Annotated in this window: 13 protein-coding genes and 1 pseudogene; 5 read left to right on the top strand and 9 right to left on the bottom strand. The window is 65.7% G+C overall.

All coding sequences use genetic code 11. The features are described from left to right. Nucleotides 1–102: 102 nt before the first annotated feature. The 6 genes from KF833_06530 to KF833_06505 all read right to left on the bottom strand — a co-directional run bounded on the left by KF833_06530 (nucleotide 103) and on the right by KF833_06505 (nucleotide 9645). Complete coding sequence (locus KF833_06530) at nucleotides 103–750, bottom strand: hypothetical protein (GenBank protein MBX3744949.1); 648 nt, start codon at nucleotides 748–750, stop codon at nucleotides 103–105. A 323-nt stretch (nucleotides 751–1073) separates the two neighbouring features. After that, entirely contained in the window at nucleotides 1074–2816 is a 1743-nt protein-coding gene (locus tag KF833_06525; protein ID MBX3744948.1) for a delta-60 repeat domain-containing protein, read from the bottom strand. Nucleotides 2817–2854: 38 nt separating this feature from the next. Then, nucleotides 2855–3241: a hypothetical protein gene (locus KF833_06520; GenBank protein MBX3744947.1), complete on the bottom strand. Its 387-nt coding sequence runs from the start codon at nucleotides 3239–3241 to the stop codon at nucleotides 2855–2857. Between the two features lie 10 nt (nucleotides 3242–3251). Beyond that, a complete protein-coding gene (locus tag KF833_06515) occupies nucleotides 3252–5690 on the bottom strand; it encodes a hypothetical protein (GenBank protein MBX3744946.1) in 2439 nt (812 codons plus the stop codon). Nucleotides 5691–5773: 83 nt separating this feature from the next. Beyond that, on the bottom strand, nucleotides 5774–6433 hold the full coding sequence (locus KF833_06510) for a response regulator transcription factor (protein ID MBX3744945.1): 660 nt from the start codon (nucleotides 6431–6433) through the stop codon (nucleotides 5774–5776). Then, nucleotides 6430–9645, bottom strand: coding sequence for a hypothetical protein (locus KF833_06505; GenBank protein MBX3744944.1), 3216 nt, complete (start codon nucleotides 9643–9645; stop codon nucleotides 6430–6432). Before KF833_06505 ends, KF833_06510 begins: the two co-directional genes overlap by 4 nt. Nucleotides 9646–10044: 399 nt before the next feature. Between KF833_06505 and KF833_06500 the strand changes: the two genes are divergently transcribed. From KF833_06500 to KF833_06480, 5 genes and pseudogenes are all read left to right on the top strand, one after another. Then, nucleotides 10045–10266 carry a hypothetical protein gene (locus KF833_06500; protein MBX3744943.1) on the top strand — a complete coding sequence of 74 codons (222 nt, stop codon included), beginning with the start codon at nucleotides 10045–10047 and terminating at the stop codon, nucleotides 10264–10266. After that, complete coding sequence (locus tag KF833_06495) at nucleotides 10217–10537, top strand: hypothetical protein (GenBank protein MBX3744942.1); 321 nt, start codon at nucleotides 10217–10219, stop codon at nucleotides 10535–10537. Before KF833_06500 ends, KF833_06495 begins: the two co-directional genes overlap by 50 nt. 264 nt (nucleotides 10538–10801) lie before the next feature. After that, nucleotides 10802–11326 carry a hypothetical protein gene (locus tag KF833_06490; GenBank protein ID MBX3744941.1) on the top strand — a complete coding sequence of 175 codons (525 nt, stop codon included), beginning with the start codon at nucleotides 10802–10804 and terminating at the stop codon, nucleotides 11324–11326. A 107-nt stretch (nucleotides 11327–11433) separates the two neighbouring features. Beyond that, nucleotides 11434–12946 (top strand): annotated as a pseudogene (locus KF833_06485) (mercuric reductase). Between the two features lie 130 nt (nucleotides 12947–13076). Beyond that, complete coding sequence (locus KF833_06480) at nucleotides 13077–13904, top strand: TlpA family protein disulfide reductase (GenBank protein ID MBX3744940.1); 828 nt, start codon at nucleotides 13077–13079, stop codon at nucleotides 13902–13904. Nucleotides 13905–13949: 45 nt separating this feature from the next. Here the strand turns inward: KF833_06480 and KF833_06475 are convergent, their stop codons facing one another. From KF833_06475 to KF833_06465, 3 genes are read right to left on the bottom strand one after another with little or no spacing between them, the layout of a single operon-like run. Beyond that, nucleotides 13950–19493, bottom strand: a complete 5544-nt coding sequence (locus KF833_06475; protein MBX3744939.1) for a tetratricopeptide repeat protein — start codon at nucleotides 19491–19493, stop codon at nucleotides 13950–13952. Nucleotides 19494–19531: 38 nt separating this feature from the next. Then, nucleotides 19532–19690: a hypothetical protein gene (locus KF833_06470; protein MBX3744938.1), complete on the bottom strand. Its 159-nt coding sequence runs from the start codon at nucleotides 19688–19690 to the stop codon at nucleotides 19532–19534. Next, complete coding sequence (locus KF833_06465) at nucleotides 19687–20346, bottom strand: sigma-70 family RNA polymerase sigma factor (GenBank protein MBX3744937.1); 660 nt, start codon at nucleotides 20344–20346, stop codon at nucleotides 19687–19689. Before KF833_06465 ends, KF833_06470 begins: the two co-directional genes overlap by 4 nt. Nucleotides 20347–20731: the final 385 nt, after the last annotated feature.

The following is a 20731-nucleotide window of genomic DNA, read 5'->3' as shown; positions in this document are numbered from 1 at the left end:
CGAATGCGCCGGCCACTGCCCCGGCAAGCGCAGACACGAAGCCATTGCCCAGGAAACTCAGAAGTTCATTGACCCAGTTCATCAGTACCTCCGCAACTGACGTCATAGATCAAGCAAGGAGAATTCCTTGCTGGCCGCGAGGTAGCCAGGCCTAAAGTTCCCGCCTGCGATGAACCCAACCTCGGGACCTTTTTTTCCGTAGAACCAAATCTGTTCAACTGAGATTTCCTTGGGCACCTTGAGTTGCTGGAAATTGATGGTCGCGGGAGGGTTCACCAATACTGCTATCACTAAGTCTTCGTGTCCTTTGCGGGCTGTGTACTTCGGAGACAGTTTATCGAGTAGCCCTTGTAGGCTGGCTGGTGTCCTGGATTTTGCCCTGATCGCCAAAGGGGGGAGTTCTTTAAGTTGGATTGGCTTATAGCATTTTCTGCCCTCATGCGTGCATCGAACATAGCAGTCGGCGTCTACGTAGGGAGCTCGTTGTTCCGGTGGAATGACTTCGCCAGCCGAATACTCCCAATCGGGCCCTGGGAGAATCTGGGAGAGCGCAAACGCGAAGAACGCGGCTTGGGCATCGTGATGATACTTCAGGAACGGCGCTTTCCGCCAGCTTCGGCTGCCGCCGACTTCGGGCAGGCACTGCGAGAAGAACGAGCGCAGAAGGGCTCGCTGAAGCCCAACCCTGGGAGGGGTCCAGTTCGCCCGAGCCTCAAGCTGCCGAATGACGATTTTGTCTTGAATGGCCACGGCGCTTGAGGTTTGGGGCCTAGGCAGTTATTTGGCAATTATTTGGCGATCGGACCTACGAGGACCCTTGCGGACCCAGTAGGACCCACGGAGGGGTCGAATCGAGTTTCCGTGCCAGAAAAGCAGTTAGACCGCTGGAAGCCAGCGGTCTAACCCGTTGCACTGCAACGGAAATTGGTTGCGGGGCTAGATTTGAACCTAGGAAGCCCCGGGGTCAGATCTCTGATTTTGACATTCGGCTCCCTCTCAGGCGCCACGACTTGATTTGTCAAATTCACAGATCTGACCCCCGGGGGTTGATCCTTCCAGACACCCGCGTCTCTTCAGTCCACCCGCAACCGGTAGAACCGGGTTGCCCCGGGCGGCTCCGGATCCTCAAGAATCCGCACCGTCCCGTCCCCGACCAGGGAAGTCAGGGGGAACCATTCCGGATCTTCCAAGCGGCTCTTGGATTCCAGGGTGTAGGTTCTGCCCGCGATCGTCGGAAGGCTCACCGAAAGCGCACTGCCATCCGCGCCCCGCGCCACCCCGATGACGGGAGGCTCGAGAAGCGGGGGATCGACAGGAATCTCCCCGACCCCGGCGACGGCCTCGACAAACCATTGGGATCCGGATCCGCCGACGGTCGCTCCGCGCGCCCGCAGCAGGCTGCCGGCGGGCAGCACCGCATCTGGCAATTCCCATCCCCCCGGAACCCGCATGCCTCTCCCGAGTTCCGTCCACGTGCTCCCGTCGATGGAATGATCGAACGAGGCGAAGACAATCTCCGGACCGTGGCCGCCGCGCAGCCAGGTGACCCGCGTTCCGTGATACCCAAGATGTTCCGTCGCCGGCCCCGTATTGTTCAACCGCCCGATCAGACTTCGCGGCAGACCGTCCAGCATCCTGAACTCGCCCCCGACCAGTACCTTTCCATCCGCCTGGATCGCGAGCGCACTCACCTCAGCGTTCGCCGCCCCATCCCAGGTCAGGTCCACCGTTCCATCCAGATGCAGGCGCCCAATCCGCTGGCGGGTCTGATCGCCCAACCGTGTGAACCCGCCTCCCAGCAGGATTTTTCCGTCCACCTGCAATGCCAGGCAAACCACTTCCCCGGCCGCCCCCGGATTGAAGTCGGCGTCCAGGGTGCCATCCGAATGCAACCGCCCGATCCGGCTCCGGCCCTGTCCCCCCAGCGTGGTAAAGGCGCCCCCCACCACGATCTTTCCATCCGCCTGCACCGCCAGGGCATTCACCCAGGAGCCCGCCCCCGGATTGAAGCCGGTGTCCAGGGTGCCATCCGCATTCAAGCGCCCGATCCGGCTTCGGGCCTGTCCCCCCAGGGTCGTGAATCCGCCACCCACCAGAACTCTTCCATTCTCATCCAATGCCAGCGCGGAGATCTCGGAATTCGCCGCCGTCTGGAAAGTGCCGTCCACCACGCCGTCGGCTCTCAGCCGGGCGAGGTTGGTCCGTGCCTCGCCCCCAAGTCTCCGAAAATCACCCCCCACCAGAATGCTTCCGTCCGGTCCCAGCGTGAGCGCATAGACCCCGGGAAAACCTCCTCCGCTCGCGCCCGGATTGAAGGCGGTATCCACCCGCCCGTCGGCATGCAACCGGCCAATTCTGCTCCGCAGTTCCCCCCCCAGTCGGGTGAACCCGCCCCCCACCAGAATCCTTCCGTCCTCCTGCACCAGAAGCGTCTCGACGGTGTCATTCGCCCCGGGATCGAAACCGGCATCCAGCGTCCCATCGGCATTCAATCGCCCGATGTTGCTGCGCGGCTGACCGCCCAACGTGACGAAGCTGCCCCCCACCAGGATCTTCCCATCCGCCTGCAATGCCAGGGTCCCGACCCAGGAAAGGAAGCCGCCGGCCGCCCCCGGGTTGAAGGCCTCCACGTAACTCGGGGGGACGGGTGGGGGCGTCGGATCGCTCGAGTCCGGCGCACTCCCTATCGCGATCCCGCGGCGGCCATCCGTGAGCGAAAAGGCAAAGGCCACCTGCCCCGATTCATTCAGCGCCGTGCGCTCGTCGCTGTTGTTCGCATGGGCGATTCCATCCGGGAACCCGATCCCGTTGATCATGCTCCCGAGAAGGGAATCCCCAAGACGGACGATCTTCCTCAGCCCGCGCCTGTCGTCATGGAACACGAGTTGTTGATCGCCAGGATGGTTCCCGGACTGAACGTCCCGAAGAACCCGTTGCCATCCGGCGCCGCCTGTCCTTCCCGGACAATCTGCACCAGTGCGTTGGTGTCACCGAGATAGATGCCCTCATTGTCACCGGGCGAGGTCGTGCCATCGAGTGTCGCGAAGAAGGCCACCTTCCCCAGGTCGTTGAGGGTCGGTGACAGGAACTGCGCGAATCTTCCCGTGCCGTCCGGGATGGGCGTGCCGCTGGTCACCAGCACGGTGATGGTTGCCTCCGCACTCCGCGCCGGCTCCGTGGCGCCGCCAAGCGCGAGCGCCCCGGTCAACAGCAGCGCCCTGACAGGGTGTCCGGCTTTCACAACGCGGGTCTCAGGGTGCAATGGCCCGGTAGAAGCGCCGGGGTGCGGTGGCCGCAGCCGGATCCGTGAACGGGGTCTCGGTCGCCTCGCTCAGGAAGTTCGTGACGGCGGTCCATGTCCTCAGGTCGCCCGATCCTTCGATCAGGTAGAACCGCCCGACGTCACCCATCAAACTCCAGCGCACCGGATCGCCGGAAGTCACGACAAGCCGCAGATCCGCCGTCGCCATCACCACGACCGTGAACGACTGCGTGTGGCTCAGCGGCGGAACCCCGTCGTCGGTGACCCGGACGGTCACCCGGTTGGTGGTGCCGGCAAATCGGGCGTCCGGAGTCCACTCGATCGCGCGGTTGAAGACCACCATCATCCCCTCGGGCGCACCGTCCTCGAGGGTGAATGTCAACCCGTTGGCGGGCAGATCCGCGTCCGTCGCTTCCAGCGGCACGCGGAGCGTCTGGGCCACACCGGTCGACTGATCGGCCAGTGGAGCCAGTTCCGGGGCCTCGTTCACTTCGCGCACCCGCACGCGAAACGACATCTCAGCGCTCTGCGGCGGTGTGGCGGAATCCGTCACCCGGATGGTGATGGTCTGCTCCGAAGGACCCTGCGCCTCGCCGGGACGCCAGAAGAACACTCCGGTTGCAGCCGAAAGCCCGGCGCCTTCCGGCACGACGCCCTGCAGCGAATACTGATAGGGCGGCACCGCCGCCGGACTGTTGGTCACCGAGGCCGTCACCGACAGCAGGGCGTGCTCATCCACCTCCCGGTCGGCAATGGCTCCCAGCCGGATCCGGGGTGGTTCGATCCGGATCCGAAACCGCACTTCATCGCTAAGGGGAGGCGTTCCGTCGTCCGTGGCCACCACGGTGATCTCATGATCCTCTGAGCCCAGCCTCACGCCGATCGGCCAGATCAGTTCGCCCGTGGCCGGATCCAGCGTCATCCCCTCCGGCGCACCCGGCCCCAGCGAGTATCGAATCTCATTGGCCGGCACATCCGGGTCCGTGGCCCGCACAACGATCCGAACCACCGACTCATCCCGGGTTTCGATGTCCCCGACCGGGTCTAGAACGGGCGGTGCATTGACTTCCCGCACCACCACCATGAAGGCGTTCGTCCGGGTGTACGCCTGCCCGTCCACCATGTCGGTCACCGTCACCACGAACTCATGGGTTCCCGGACCGTCCGGTTCCGAGGTCTGCCAGATGATGACCGCATTGGTCGCCCCCAGGGGCGTCAGCACGGACCCGGCCGGTCCGGCGACCAGCGCGAATGTCAGCGTCTTGCCCGGCAACACGGGATCCACGGCGGAGACTTCCACCTCCAGACGGGTCCCTTCATCGAGGGTCACCGTCCCGGGCACGTGGAGATCCGGCGGCCAGCGCAGGTATTCCAGCCGGTAGGACCCCGTGCCGTCCCGATAATAATCCTCGACCACCACGGTGTGTTGTCCCGCGTTGGTCACGGAGAATCCCAGCGTGGTGTTCCGAAGATTGGCGTTCCAGGCCGACCCGACGACCGCTCCAAGGGGACCGATCACCGTCAGGTGTGGATAGACGCCCTCCGTCTGCAGCCGCAGCGAAACGCGATCCCCCGGCTCCGCCAGGAATGTCCAGGGATCCAGATCGCCCGTGCCCAACAGGCCGTCATGCCAGATTCCGTTGACCAGCGGCCCGCCTTCGTCGCCGTCCGCCACCTCCACGTCCCCGGGCACCTTCACATACCGCAGCGTGTACCCGCCCTCGCTTCCCATATAGTAACTCTCCACCAGAACCGTGTGCCGGCCGGCCACCGTGACCACCACGTCCAGCGCAGCGTCGCGCGCGTTCTGATCAAAGCCCGTCCCCGCCACCGTTCCGTCCGGCCGTACCACGGTGAACTGCGGGTAGATGCCTGTCGTCCCCATCCGCAACCGCACCCGATCGCCTTCCGCCCCCTCGAACGTCCACGCATCGATGTCACCCAGGGGAATCTGGCCCTGATGATTGCCTCCGTTGGTCAACGGCCCTCCCTGGTCGCCTTCCGGCACGACAAACTCGCCCGGGGCACGGGCCAACTGAAGGCGATACGCACCGGTGCCGCCCGCATAGTAGCTGTCCACTTCGACGACATGCATCCCACTGGTCGCCACGCTGAACGCGATCGAGACGTCGCGGTTGCTCGAATCGAACGCCGTGCCGATCGAAGAGCCGTCGGGTCCCATGACATTGAGGCGCGGGTAGAGGACCTGCGCGCTCACGCGCAGCCGCACATGGTCCCCCGCCTCCGCAGAGAAACTCCAGTACGCCTTGTCCCCATCCTGCGGGAGGGTTCCCTCCTGGGCGGCTCCGTTGACCAGCAAACCCTGCGCCTGGAGCGCCGCCACAGGGGCCATCATGATCGCCATCGCCATCCACACGGACGGGAGCCGGAAGGTGCGCGACGTGAGCGGGACAAATCCTTGAATCACAGACCCACCGTAGCCCGCCGTCCGCTTCGCCCGGTATCCTCCCTGTGGGGGACACATGCGCTGCCGCCGGGCGGGGCCCGACATCACGGAAGAGGCTCGTCGTCGCCGCGCAGCTTGTGGATCGATTCGATCGTCGAATGGGTCCCCAGCTTGTCGAAGGTCCGTTGCAAATGGGTCTTCACCGTGCTGGCCGTGATGCCCAGCACCCGGCCGATTTCCTTGTGGTGCAGGCCCCGGCCGGCATGTTCCAACACTTCCCGTTCCCGCGCCGACAGGATGTCCGCGGCCCCGGGCGGCCTGCCGCGCGTCTGACGCCGGACCTGTTCCAGAAGCCGGCGTGCGACCGACGGACTCATGAAGGGCGCGCGTCCGGCCAGAACGTCCTCCACATGCTGGGTCAGGTTCGCCAGATCCTTCTTGAGGATGTACCCGCACGCCCCCTGATCGATCGCGCGCACGATGTCCGCCGGGCGCTCGATCACCGTCAGCATCACGACCCGCACCCTGGGCAGCGCACGTTTGATGGGGGCGATGGCATCGATCCCGGAGCTGCCCCGCAGCAGGATGTCCGACAGCACCAGGTCCGGCCGGGCGGCGGCGATGCGGCTCGCGGCATTCGCGGCCGAGGCGCACTCCGCCACCACCTTCCAGCCCGGCCGTGCATGGAGCAGCGCGACCAGGCGGGCCCGAAGCCGCGGATCGTCCTCGATCAGCGCCAGGCGAACCTCAGGGAGCCCGCTCATGAACCGGGGGCCTCCTTCCCGGGGAAGCCGGGCGCAACGCCGTCTTCCCGCCAGCCTTCCCGTTCCTTCCCGTTGGGTGTGGGCCACGGGAGACGGAACGTGATCCGGGTGCCGTGGCCTTCCCTGGAACGGAGCGTGCAAGTGCCCCCGAGTTCCCGGCAACGGGCCTCCAACCCGCGCAGACCCTGCCCGCCCGATCCCGTCCGCGCGCGTCGCCGCAGCGTCGCGGTCCCGTGGCGCGGCATCCAGCCATCCGCTTCCGGCATCGAGGCTCCCCCGCCATTCGTGTCGCAGCCCCGTCCGTCGTCCGCCACGGTCAGCACGCACTCCCCGTCGCGGAGGAGCCACCCGACACGGACCCGTCCCGCGCCTGCGTGCCGGACGACATTGCGCAACGCCTCCTTGAGCATGGCGGCCACGTCCCGACGCCATGCGCCTGGCACGATGCAGGCGGGAACCTCGGCCGGCAGATCCAGGTCCACGGTCAAACCCGCCGCGTCGAGATACCGCGCGGAGAAATCCCCGATGAAATCCGTCAGCGCCGCCATCGAGTCGTTCTCGGGATGAACCGACCACACCAGCTCGTTGAGGGCGTCCAGGGCATCCCGGGCAGGAGCGTCCGATGCGCCCGCGGCACCCTGCATGGCCGCCACGCTCAGGTGGGAGCCCAGGTGATCGTGCAGGTCGCGCGCAATCCGCATCCGCTCGCGTTCGAGTTCCCGACGCCGCTGGTCTTCGAGGCTTCGTCGCTCCTTCCGCCAACGCAGGGCCGCTCCGCCCATCGCGCCCGCCAACACCCCCAAACCCGACAACGCCCACACCGTTCCCCGCTCCCACCAGTGCGGCATCACCCTGAAACCGAACGACGTCTCTGCCATCCACGATCCCGAACTCGGGCCGGCCCGGACCTCGAAGGTGTACCGTCCCGGCCGCAGATCCGCATACACGGCCTCGCGGACCAGGCCCGTTTCGCGCCAGGCGCGGTCGTACCCCGCCAGGCGATGTTCCACCCGCTCCTGCCCGGGCCGGTACAACCCGGTCACCGAAAACTCGATGCGGATCGCCCCGCGCTCCGCGGGGTGCACCCGGGCGCCATGCCACGGTTCACGGGACCTTCCGTCCACCTCCCAACCCTCGATCCGAATTGTCGGCGCCGACGTGGGCAGCTCCTCCGGATCAAACGTCACCAACCCGTTCCGCCTGGCGAACCAAAGGCGCCCGTCGCCGGTGATGCCCACGTTCCCGGCCCGCCCCGCCGGTTCCCCCGGAACCATCCCGTCGCTCACCCCGAAGGCGTCCGCCCAGACCGAACGGACGGTTCCCTGTTCCCAGGCCTCGATCCCGGCCGCGCGCACGCGAGCGACCCCGCTGCCATGGTGGATCCACAAATCGCCCCGCCCGTCCACCACCACGCCGACCACGCCCCGGACCGGAGTTCTGGAATCCACTGCGAGCAGGCGCCATTCCCCGTTCCGGATCCGTCCCACCCCCGCGTTCGAAGCCAGCCACAGCCCTCCGCAGGGGCGGGTGACCATGCCGTGCACGATCCCGGAATTCCCGGCGTCCACCACGGTCTCATACCGGCCACGCCGCAATTTCCCCAGGCCGGCGTCCGCCGTTCCCACCCAAAGGTCGCCGTCGTGCCCACGGTGAAGCGCACGCACGTCCGCCGCCGGCATCGCCTCCACCCGAACCGGAACCCCGCCATCCTCCATCCGGAACAGCCCGGCCGAGGTTCCCAGCATCAACGCCCCCCCGGCATCTCGAATGGCCGCCTGCAGCCGGCCCTCGATCGCCAACGTCCGCAGCGCCAGATCCCACCCGCCGAGCGCGTGCGACGCCGGCGGAAGGCGTACCCTTGCGCCCCCGGCACCGATCACGTCCGCACCCCCTCCCGGCCCCGGCACCACCACCATGCCGGCCAGCCCTGGAAACCCATGGAAACTGAAGAGTCGCACCTGACGCCCCGCCCGGTGAATCACCCCCTGCCCGCTCGCCCCCCAAACCTCGTTGCCATCCCCCACTGCCACCGCATGCAGGCTCCAATCCATCGCGGATGCCCGGATCGCCAGGGACCGGAATGGTTCCTCGCGCAACCGCTTCAACCCCGTACGCGACCCCACCCAAAGGTCGCCCAACCGATCGATCAGAAGGCTCGCCGTCCCGGTCACCTCCGGCACCAGCCGGTCCACGGTCCAGGCATCGCCCGTCCCCGGCACAAAACGGTACAACCCGCCGTCCCGTTGATTCGTCGCCCACACGGTCCCAAACCGGTCACCGGTCATCCGTGCAAACTGGGGTCCCTCGAATCCCGGCGTCCCGTCCGTCATCCGCTCCGGCCCCGCCGCGCCCGGTGCCAGCCGCCACACGCCGTCGGTCACCCCCATCCACACACCCTGACGGGCATCGACATGCAATCCGTGCACCGCCGTTGTCAGGTCGTCCGTCCGCCGCAGGTGTTCCCGGGTCAGATGCCGCGCCAGCAACCGCCCGTCCGCCGCATCCAACGCCGCCACGCCGTCCGTCGTTCCGGCCCACACCACCCCGTTCGCATCCTCCGCCACAGCCGAGACCCTTTCGCCCAATCCCTTCAACCACTTCACCGCCCCGCCGTCCACCCAGGCAATCCCACGCTCCGTGCCCACCCAGAATCCGCCAGCCCGGCGGGTGCCCAGCCCATCGACCGACATCCCGGCCAACGCACCCGTGACCGGCGTGTCATGCAGCGTTCCCGCCTGGATGCAGAACAGGCCATCCCGTGTCCCCACCCAGAGCCGCCCCCCCTCCTCATGCAGCGCCCGCACACTCGATATCCGCCGCGTCCCCATCCGGTCCTCCCCGGGCTCGAACGGACGCAACCGCATCCCGTCGTGACGCGCCAGCCCCTCCGCCGTTCCCACCCAAAGTGTCCCGTCCCCGGCCTCGAGCAGGGACCGGACCTTCGCATGCGGCAGCCCTTCGTCGGCGCCCCACACCTCCACACGGAACACCGGCCTCTCCGGCATTCCGTCAGCCGCGCCTTCCTCCCGGGAACCCGGTTCGGCTTCCAACGCCTCCGCCGTGACCGGCACTGCCCGGCCCCGCCACCAGGCCGATGACAAACCAATCCCGGAATCCTCCCCCAGCACGTCGAAAATCCCGAGCGAATGCACGCGCACCTCCCGCACGGTCAACGCTGCCGACGACCTCCCGGACACCAACTCCGCCGCCATGACGTGATTCGGTTGCCAGGCCGCCAGGCCCGCCAGCAACCCGCCGGCGATCGCCTTCCACGGGTGCTGCCGGGATGGCTCTGGCCCCCGTGACGTTCCCTGGCTCCTCCTCATGCTCCCTCGGGCCCAGACTTCACCAGACCGCCCGATCCGCGGGAAGCCACAATTGCCTGCCGCGCAGGGGGGAAGGCGTCGGAATCGGAGGGCCGAGTTCCACGAAGGAAAGCCCCGGGGTCACATCTCTGAATTTGACATTTGGCTCCCTCTCAGGCGCCGAGACCTGATTTGTCAAATTCACAGATCTGACCCCGGGTCCGCTCGCTGAGCCCGCCGTCACCAGGGCGGGGAGAGGGCGGCAAGCGCATTGCTTCATCGGCGGCACGCGCGTAGGGTCCTCGCATGGTGATTGTCCAGTTCGAAGATGCGGAAGCCGAGAAACAGGCGCTGGGATGGCTGGCGGGCCGATTCTCATTCAAGAGCTGGTCCAATGGCGACCTGATGCTGCACGAGCGGGTTCTGCCCTATCTGGCCCGGCAGGGCATTCCCTTCAAGGTTCAAGGACCAGCCACCTATGAGCGCTTCGCACCGGCGATACGAGATCCTGATACCGCTGTCGTTTAACGATGGCACCCCGGTGCCCGAAGCCCTTGCGGCCGACACGCTCCTCGAACTGCGTCGCAAATTCGGCGCCGTCTCTGCCGAGACCCAGACAATCCTGGGCCAGTGGGAGCAGGCTGGCGAGGTCTACCGTGACGAGCACCTCCGGCTCTTTGTCGATGTTCCGGATTCAGCCGAGAACCGCGAGTTTTTCCTTCAGTTCAAGGAGCGTCTCAAGTCCCGATTCCGGCAGTTGGACATTTGGCTCACCAGCCATCCGCTCGATGTGTTATGAGGCGGGCCGCGGTTCGCGCTGTTCCCCTGCGGCGGCACGGTGCGATCGAAACGCTCCCGATCAGGGCGGTCGCCTCGTCGTATCCCTCGACCGATCGCATCTCCGACAACACGGATATGCGCCCCACCTGGGTTTGTTCCCGCTTGACCCCACCCGTCCAGCGGCCCAGAGTGATTCAGACTCAATCCAAGGTTGTCGAAGCGAATGCCGATTCAGCCCCAGTGGAGTCACCGCCCGACAAGCCGTTGAAAACCTGACGTCCCGATGAACCTCCACCGCCTCTGTCTTCTCATCCTGCTCGTCGTCGTCCCGGACAGTCGGAGTGGGACCACGAATCAGTTCGCCATCTATCTCATCGATGAACCGGTGGATCGACGCCTGATTGCGTCTGGGCAAGGAGATTGGTCCGGGGTTCGGCTCGCGGCCTCGCCCGTGATTTCGCAGGAGGATCTCGTTCGCTACGACGCCACCCACCACACCGTGCGCCTGAAGCCGGGAGTGCTGGACAGGATCCCAAAACTGCCTGGGACAGGCGTGCCGTTCGTCGTTGTGGCAGGCGGCGAACGAATCTACATGGGCGCATTCATGACCATCTACTCGTCCGCGTCTGTGGCGGTGCCCGTCATTCTCGTGGACCGGCCCATGTTCGGAGCGAATCAACCGCCAGACACGCTGATCATCGAGCGGGCGTATCCATCGTCCATCATCGGAGTGGGTTCGGACCCGCGTGCGGACCCACGCCTCACGACCGCGCTGAAGACGCTTGGAAAGCTGGAGAGCAGTGAGTAAGGGCTGGTGCAATCCCAGGGGTCACATCTCTGAATTTGACATTCGGCTCCCGTTCAGGCGCCGAGACTTGATTTGTCAAATTCACAGATCTGACCCCGGGTCCGTTCTTGGAGGCTCTCGAGCCTTGGGACGAGCACAACCAACGACTCCGCGCCAACACCCGTCCGGCGGGCTGGTTGAACCCGGAACCGGCGCCGCGGTATAACCTGGTGGTGATTGGCGGCTGCACCGCCGGTCTCGTCACGGCTGCCGGCGCCGCGGGTCTCGGGGCCAGGGTTGCCCTGGTCGAGAGGCAACTTCTCGGGGGCGATTGCCTGAATGTGGGATGTGTGCCTTCCAAAGCGATGATCCGCGCCGCCCGGGCCGCCGCCAGTGTCCGGGAGGGGGCCGATTTCGGGGTTCGGACCGGGGGCGACGTGCAGGTCGATTTTGGGGCGGTGATGGAGCGCATGCGGCGTCTCCGGGCGGACATCAGCCCCCATGATTCGGCCACGCGGTTCCGTGACTTGGGGGTGGACGTATTCCTGGGCGCGGGGCGCTTTGCGGGTCGGGACTCGGTGGAGGTGGCGGGACAGACCCTGCGATTCTCGAAGGCGGTCGTCGCGACCGGGGCGCGAGCAGCAGCCCCGCCCATCCCCGGCCTGGCCGCAGTGCCCTACCTGACCAACGAAACCCTCTTCTCGCTCACCGAACTGCCGAAGCGATTCGGAATCATCGGGGCCGGTCCGCTCGGCTGCGAAATGGCGCAGACCTTCGCCCGGTTCGGCTCGGAGGTCTTCCTGATCGAATCCGCCCCCGGCATCCTGCCACGGGAGGACCGTGACGCGGCGCAGGTGGTTCAGGCCGCCCTGGCGAGGGATGGGGTCCGGATTCTGGCCGATGGCAGGAACCTCACGCTGTCCAAGGTGCCGGAAGGGGTCCGGCTGCAATTGGACTGCAAGGGATCCAGCCAGGATCTGGTCGTGGACCGCATTCTTGTGGCGGTGGGTCGGGCGCCCAACCTCGAGGGCCTGGGGTTGGAGACCGCAGGGATTGTCCACGATCGAAAGGGGGTCAAGGTGGACGACCGGCTGCGGACCAGCAACCCCCGCGTCTTCGCGTGCGGCGACATCTGTTCGCCCTACCAGTTCACCCACGCCGCCGATTTCATGGCCAGGATCGTGATCCAGAACGCCCTGTTCAAGGGACGCGCACGGGTGAGCGGGCTGCTGATTCATTGGTGCACCTACACATCCCCTGAGATCGCTCACGTGGGCCTGTACGAGAACGACGCGAAACAGCAGGGCATCGAGGTGGACACCTTTTACCCAGGAATTGAGCCGGGTGGATCGGGCCCTGCTCGACGGCGAGGCGGAGGGAATTGTCAGGGTCCTGGTGCGCCGCGGGACGGGCCGGATCCTTGGCGCCACCGTGGTCGCTGCGCATGCGGGGGACCTGATCTCCGAACTGACCCTTGCCATGAAGGGAGGACTCGGTTTGAAGACCCTTGGAGCCACGATCCATCCCTACCCCACTCAAGCCGAGGCGATCCGTCGCCTGGGGGACCTCCATGGCCGCACCCGCCTCACCCCGCTGGTGAAGAAGGTCTTCACCCGGTGGCTCGCGTGGCAGCGGGCCTGATCCATGCCGGAATACGCTCGCGATTTCGCCCTCGTACAGGCATGGAATGGCGACGGCATCATGCTGGCCTGCCCGGGAAGGCCGTCCAGGTCGGGAATTCCCCGGCCCGACCCCGAAACGGAGGTTCCCTATGAGTTGCCCATGTGACAGGTCAGGAAGTCCCGGCGGAGCCCGATCCATCGGCTGGGGTGGTCCCGCAGGGTCGCGCCGCCTCCTGCTGCTGGGAGGCATCCGGTTGTCCGACGCCATCCCGGTGGTGAACGAGAAGAGCGGCCTGAGGGAGTTCAGATCCGAAAGCCATGAGAAGGTCCGGGCATCGGCGGCCCTCGCCAGAGAATGGGTGCGAAGCCAGCCGCAGCCATCATCGGAGCAACCCGCGACGGTACCCGACCTGGCAGGGTCGGCTCGCAGGCGGATACCTTCGCCGGACTTTGTACTGAAGGACCTGGAGGGAACGGCCTGGCGGCTCTCCGACCAGCGCGGAAGGGTGGTCTTGATCAATTTTTGGACGACCTGGTGCACCGCGTGCGTTGGCGAACTGCCGGCTTTGATCGAACTCCGCAGGCGCCATGGGGCTGACCTGGTGATCCTGGGCGTTTCCCAGGACAGCCTGGCCGGCGGCCACGGCCACGCGGGGGGGCATGGAGCCGGCGGCCAGCACGACGCCGACGGGCCCCGTGATCACGGCGATGAAGCCACTCCCCCGCTCAAGGAGATCCGCCGCAACGTCGAGATGACCGTGCGCCGGCGCGGAATCAACTACCCGGTTCTCATCGATGCGCGAAACGAGGTTGGAAGCCGGTACAACGGCGGGGAACTTCCCACCACGGTCATTGTGGACAAGGAGGGTTTCGTGCATCGGAGACTGGTTGGCCCCCGCCCGATCGAGGTGTTCGAAGCGATGATCCAGGAAGCGTCCCGGAGGGACCTGTTGCCTGGCCCGGCCGGGAACCCATAACACCGTCAACACTGGCCCCACGTGGAAACCTCCCCGTCAGCAACATCATTCGGCAGCCGCCACCCAATCGTCCGGCACGGCGAGGTATCGGCCGGAGATTGGCGGCGAACCATTCCTGGGCGGTGGCTCCCCCGGCATCTGCCAGGCCACGGCCAGATTGTCTCCACCCTCGGCTTCCTTCATCCGGGCCTCGACATAATAACGCCGACCGGCTTCGAGCTGGATCGGTGGGGAAACGTTCTCCTCGTTCGGACGCTGGTGCCGGACCGTCCATGCCCGGTTCAGACTCCAATCGGGTTCGCGGGCGATCAGGCGCATGGGAACGGGAGACTCGTCGCTGCTCAGGTACAACGCCCCTTCGTCGTCGGAGCAGAGATAGAACCGATATTCCCCCGTCCTCGGCGGCACCAGAATGCCGGTCAGTCGGACGCCGTAGTGGTTCATGATGTCGGCAGGCGCTTCGAAGTGGGGAACGAAATCCACGGAATCCGGTTGAAGCGGGAACCGGACGGAATTGGTCAGGGCTGGAAGCTTGTTCCCCGGCAGGTTGGTGAACATCTCGCGCCGAAGGAGGCCAAAAATGAGGCTGTCATCCCGAATCGCCAACGCGGCCGGCTCGCTGGTGAGGACCCGCACGGATTCGGGCACCAGGTTCCTCACTTTCACCGTATAGGCTCCCGCCAATTCCCGACGGGCCTGCGGAATGGAAAGCATGGCGTTGGTCGCCCCGGGCAGGTCGTTGCCGTTGAACTGCCATTGATACGCCAGTCCGACCTCGCTGTGCGCTTCCACCTCGAAAACGGCGGGTTCACCTAACCGGACGGTTTGTCGGAACGGTTGACGGGTGATCTGCGGCGTCGGCTCAGCCTGTGCCGTGATGGCCGCCAGCAGGATGGCTTGTGTGCCCGCCCCGGCGGAAACGGTCGGAGACTCGAAGTCAACCGATTCGATTCGCAGCCCGGGTCTGGGATTCTCCCACGCAAACCGGTACAGGTTCCCGTCTGTGCGCCGCGCCGGAGTCGGCTCGCCGGTTCCCGCCCATACCCGAAACAACTCGCCCTGGCCTCCCCCGGTGCCCCCCGTCCAGGTGCCGATGCTCCTGTCATGAAGGATGGGGATTTCCTCGCGGCTGCCATCCTCGTAATGGACGAGATACCGGGCCGCAGCAACGCCCTCCTGCCCCAGGTAAAAGATGGCGTGCAGAAAATGCAGCCGCTCGCAGTGCTGCGCGACGCGGATCCCGCGAACGTGTTCGGCGAGATGTTTGCGGTCGTGTGAACTGGGAGAATGTCCGGCGAGGACGACACCCCGAATGTCAAACCGCACTCCACCCAGGTAATGCTCACCCGGAGTGAGTTCAGACAGGTTCTCTTCCGTCCGCCAATCGTCCCAGGGAACGACGTCATCCTGAAGCGACACACTGTAGTACGGCGACAGATCCAACAGCGCATGAGGCGTCGTGGACGCGCGGGACGGAATGCCCAGCGCTGTCAGTCGCTCCGCGACGGCTTCGTCGTGACGCCCCAATTGCTTCAACAATTCCGCCCGCCGCAGCCGGATCCCTCGGCGAGGTTCGCTTTCCGAAGGCAGGCTGACCTGGAGAGCAGATACCGCCGGGTGCAGGCCATCCTCCTGAACATCAAAAGAGCGTTCCCCATTCCCCGACAGACGACCTGTCTCTGCCGAGGCCGGACCTCCACTACTACCTTCCAACAGCGCAATCGCCTGAGCGTAGGCGGGCAACGCGGCCTCCAATCGACCTGATCGCTCCAGCCACCCGGCCTTTGACGTCCACAGTCGCGGGTCGGCAGGCGCGTGGCTCAAGGCTCGCTCGATCGCCTCCAGCGCGCCGTCGAAGTGATTCGTCCGCGCCAGCACTTCGGCCCTGGCCCACCACGTCTGCAGGGTGTCTGGAGCAAGCCGCTCTGTGCGCCCGACCAGAAACGCGGCCACCTGCTCCGGATGCGGATACTCCGCTGGATTCTGCGCCAGGACCTCGCGCGCAAGCCGGGCTGTGGCTTCCGCATCGTCCGGCACCAGTTGAACCGCCTCCCGCAACGTCGCCACCAAACCCCTCTCCAGCAGCCTGGCCCGGTGATCTTTCACAGTGACCCGGGAATCAAAGGAAACACCCCGCTCCAACCGGTCGGCCAGGAACCACTTCGCCCACGTCGTGTAGCGGTCTGTTTCCTGCGATTCCAGGATGCGGCTCCGCAAAGCGAGAAACTCCTTTGCGGAAACCGCCTCGGGCAACTCGTGGTCCACCAGTCGCTGCCCGGCCGTGGCCTCCGCCAGATCCAGCAACCAACCGGGCACCGGCCCGTCCACCTGTGGTAGATCCCATAGCCGGGCGGTGCCATCCAGCGAAGCCGTCAACACCCGGCGCCCATCCGGACTGAACTCACCCGCGACCACCTGGTCTTCGTGCCGCAGCAGTTCCGTCAGTGGTTGGCCCGTTTCGGCATCCCAAACCCGGGCCGCATGATCTGCCGTTGAGAAGGTGACGACACGTCGGCTGTCAGGACTGAATGCCGCCCCGACCACCAGCCCTTCATGCGTCATTGCTTCACCCACAGGCTCGAGGGTCCGGGAATCCCAGACACGTGCCGTCTGGTCGGTGGAGGCGGTGACAACGCGGCGACCATCCGGACTGTAGCGGGCGCTCCAAAGTGTTCCCTGATGTTGCAGGGGCTTCCCCAGGACGTCACCCGTGATGGCATCCCAGACAACCCCCGCACTGTTGTCCAACCCTGCACCGACCACCTGCGTGCCATCCGGATTGAAGTGCGCATCCCGAATGCGTGATCCACCGGGGGTGTTGAGATCCGTCCATTCCCCGGACTTGAGATTCCATATTCCGACGGCCCGTTCCGCAAACGACTCCGTGTCGCTGAGAATCACCGCGCGTTCACCGTCCGGACTGTACTCCACCACGTCGACAAAGTTCGAAAGGACTAACGGATCGCCCAATGGCCGGCCTGTCGCTGTCTCCCAGAGCCGGACGGTTCCATCCCAGGAGCCCGTGAGTAACCTGCGACCATCCGGGCTGTGGCGCGCCAGTCGCAGCGGTGCGTCCTGCCACCTCTGCCTGACGAGTCTCCTGGCGCTGCGTGCATCCCAGCTCTGGGCATGTCCCAGCGGCGAGACCGTGACGATCGAATGTTCGTCAGGGCTCCGTTCCGCGAAGACGACGCCATCCCGCAGGTGGATTCGAGGAGCGGCAAGCGTTCCGGAATCCGCGTCCCAGGTTGCCACTTCACCCACCTCCCCGGCACCGAGTCCTTGACGCCCCCCGCCTGCGACCGCGACCACACGTCGGCCGCTCCGATTGAACTGGGCAGAACTCACCCCGTGCGTGTGATGCAGGACCAGGTTGAACGCGCGACCAGGACGAACCTCGCGCAGCACCCCCTCACGATGTTCATGGGTCAGCAGGTGCCGGCCATCCGGCGTAAAGTGCGCCCGCCACGTATCCCCAATCCATTCCGTCAACGGCCTGCCAGTCCTCGAATCCCACACCCGGGCCCGGGCCCGCTCGCGAGTCAGCAACCGCTCGCCCGTGAGATCAAACTGGGCGGCCCACACATCCATCCCATGCCGGATGGGCGGGGTCAGGGAACGTCCCGTGAGAACGTCCCAGACCCGCACCCAACGCTGATCATCGCCCGTCACCAGCCTCAGACTGTCGGGGCTGAATCCTATCTCATACACCCTGGCACCATGCCACAGATGATGCAGAACTCTGCGGGATGCCACGTCCCACACAACAAGAGTCGTGTCAGTCCCCGCGGCAACCGTCCGTCCGTCCGGACTGAATACACCATCCCTAATCCACGCGGAATCCAAACCGGCAGGGTGAAGCCCGCGGACGTTCTGTCCCGTCCCGGCGTCCCAGAATTCCATGCCCCCTGAAAAGGTGATGGTGGCGATGTGTCCGCCATCCGGACTGAACCAGGCGCGCCTCAATCGATCGCTGCCCATCTCCAGGGACATCTGCGCCTGTTCCCCCCCGGGAAGCTTCCAGACGTGGGCCTTGTTCATGAATGCGACGACCAGCTTCAGGCTGTCGGGACTGAAACGGAGGTCATGGATCGCGCTGTCGTGCCCGAGGGGCATGGCAACAGACTCGCCCGTCGCGCCGTCCCGGAGTTGAACCTGATGGTTCGTCGATACCGTTGCCAACCAGGCACCATCCGGACTGAACCGGGGACGGATTTCGGAAAGCACATGGGCGAATGGCTCTCCGATCGTCCGGCCCGTCGCCATGTCCCAGAGCCGCGCCAGATGATTGGTGCCCCGCGTCCATGTGACAAACCTCGAGCCATCCGGACTGAACTCCAGATCCTCGATCGACTCCGGGAACTCGAACACCCGCACCGGCAGGGCGAAACTGCGGTCATTGAGAGCCGACATCAGCCGGGCCGCGGCGATCTGGTTGCCCGGGTTCTGCCTCAGCATTCGCGCGAGGTAGGCAACCCCCTGATTGCCCTCGCCCTTTTCAAAGAAACGCTCCGCCTGTTTCAACTGGAGCGTGTTCACAAGGCTCTCCGCACGGCTTCGCTGCTCCGCCTCGGCCCGCGCCAACCGACGGGCCTCGCGCGTCTGCGTCTCCTGGTGGAAATACGCCGCCACTGCCAGCAACGCGGCCAGCCCGACCACCGCCCCCGCCCGACGGGCAAACAGCAAGCGTTGCCGCAGGGTTCGGGCTCCGCGCAACGAACGCCCGCTCTGCATCAACAGCAGGTCCGCACGCATCTGCGCCGCCGACTGGTAGCGCCGCCGTTGGTCCGGATCGCAGGCCTTCAGGATGACCTCGTTGAACTCTTCCATCGCCCCTCGCTGCGTGTCCTCCCGCAGCAGCGTCGGTAGTTCCGGAAAATCCGTCCGGTCACGGCCCGTCGCCAGCTCGTAGAGCACCTTGCCCAATGCGTAGAGATCCGCCGGCGGTTTGCCCGGCCCTTCCGGCGGCAGATATCCTTCCGTGCCCACGCAACTCATCGACGCATCCGCCGAGGCAACCAGGCCGATGTCCGCCAGCTTCGGCCGTCCCTTCACAAAGATGATGTTCGAAGGCTTCAGGTCCCGGTGCACCAGCCCGTTCCCGTGCAGGTGCGCCAGTGCGTCCGTAAGCTTGAGCGCGAGATCGAGACACTCGGCGATCGGCAGCCGGCCTCGGGTCCGCAGATCCGAACGCAGGGTGCGGGGGCTGTAATCCGTAACCGCCGAGCCGTTCCCCGTGCTCCCCGTGTTCCCCGCCGCAGATTCAACAGCACCCGACCGTTCACGACCCGCCGAATCCTGAGTGCCTCCCCATGGCTGCTCCGTCGGATCCGCCAGTTCCATCACGTAATAGAAGCCGCCCTCGAATCGGCCGGCGTGGAGAATGTGCACCAACCCCTCATGGGAACGGGACACCGGCTCGAACTTCCGCAATCCGTCAAACTCACGCCCGGCCGGCCCGGAATCCCCCGCCCCGAAATGACGGACCACCTTCACCGCCCGCAGTTCACCCAGGACACTGCGGGCCAGCCAGACCTCGCCGTAACTGCCCCGCCCGATGGGCCGCAGCAACTCGTGGTCGGGCACCACGGGCGCGCAGGAGTCTGACGCAGGTCCAGCCACGGGAATCACCGGTCCAGGAGCCGTCGTCGCACGTCGCGGAGCAACCGGCGGCGGACAACGGCTTCTTCGGGAACGATCCGATGACGCCGGAAAACCGGCTCCGTGCCAAGCCGGAAGATTTCCACCGCGACGCGGCAGCAAAACAGGCTGAACTCAAACCTCATGCCCCGGTCGGAGCTCCTTTCGGCCCCGTCGCAAACTGCTTCTCCAGCCGCCGCAATTCCTTGCGCACCAACCCCGACACGCGGTGCTTGGCCAGATACACCTGTGCGGCATTGACGTGAAGTGTCCGGGTCACCTCGCGCACGGGCCATTCCTTCAGCACGTAGAGGTCGAAGATCTGGTAGTGACGCGGCGTGATCCGGGCCTTCACGCGGGCCAGTGCCGCCTCCATGAGGTTCTTCCGCCACTCCGAATCCCACACCGGTTCCAGGTTCAATTCCTCGACGGCAACCCGCTCCGCCGCCGGGGTGCGTGAGGTGTCGTCCTCGGCAACGGAACCGGCGTTCTGATCCCACGGCTGCCGCTTGCGGAACTGGTCCACAATGCGCCGCCGGGTGATCTGGAGCAGCCACGCCTTGAACGACCCGGCCGCGTTGTACCGGAACGTCGGCATCTGCTTCGCCACGGCCACGACGGTTTCCTGCACCACCTCCTCGGCTTCGGTCTCCCTCAAACCGGCCTTGAGCGCCACGCCGTAAATGAGCCGCCAGTAGGTGTCGAAGAATTCCTTCCACCCGTCCCGGTCCTCCCAGTCCTTAAGCCGCGTGAGCAGGCTCCGGCGGGTCGGGATCAGCTCGTCTTCAGGCGCAGGCTTCATGGGTGATGACGATTTCGCAGGAGACGACGCCAGGAGACTCCATCTCAACCATCATCGTGAAGCCGCACACGGGAGGCGGGGAAGTCAGAGCCTCGTTACCTCGTCTCCTACGGCTCGCCTTCAAGGTGAGCCGGACGTTCCTGGGAGCGCCGGCTTCCAATCGGCCCCGGGGTGGACGAAAGGTGGCGGGTGGGACAGGCCGATTGAAAATCCGCGCTCCGCCCGAGCGGCAGCGCCGTCCCACCTTGGAGCATCTGTGTTGATCGGTGTCCATCCGTGGTTGAGATATTTTCTGGGAATCGAGCGGCAGGCTGCCAGCCGGGGATTCGGCGCGGAAGCCCGCTTCTTTCAAGAAATCTTCACTTCGCGTGAAAGATTCTTCCGG

It is taken from the genome of Verrucomicrobiia bacterium, assembly GCA_019634625.1.
Lineage (GTDB): Bacteria > Verrucomicrobiota > Verrucomicrobiia > Limisphaerales > CAIMTB01 > CAIMTB01.
This window is presented reverse-complemented; position numbering and strand designations above follow the sequence as displayed.